The sequence below is a fragment of the Treponema sp. R6D11 genome (assembly GCF_054786075.1).
Window position 1 is genome coordinate 1 of record NZ_BDHD01001028.1, and the last position, 409, is coordinate 409.

The window sequence follows — 409 nt, forward strand, 5'->3', positions numbered from 1 at the left end:
AAAAAAGAGGCGCGTGAAGCGGCGAGAAAGATCGCCCTTAAAATCCCCAAGCTTAAAGACTGCAAGTACCATCTAGAAGACGGCAAAGAGGGGAAAGAGTCCACCATTTTTATCACGGAAGGCGACTCCGCCTCCGGCTCGATAGTTTCAAGCAGGAACGTGCTGACGCAGGCGATTTTCTCGCTTCGCGGCAAAGTGGAGAACGTCTACGGAAAAAAACGCGCCGCCATCTACAAAAACGAGGAACTTTTCAACATGATGATGGCCCTGGGCATCGACAACGACATCGAAGGCCTCCGTTACGCGAAAATAGTAATCGCCACCGATGCCGACTTCGACGGCTTCCACATACGAAACCTGCTTTTAACCTTCTTCCTCTCTTATTTTGAGGAACTTGTTACGGCGGGCC

1 protein-coding gene is annotated in these 409 nt (G+C 50.9%); it reads left to right on the top strand.

Annotated features, from left to right (window positions below):
- The coding region (locus ACYVTD_RS17325) for a toprim domain-containing protein (RefSeq protein ID WP_461248874.1) at positions 1 to 409 on the top strand (409 nt) is incomplete at both ends.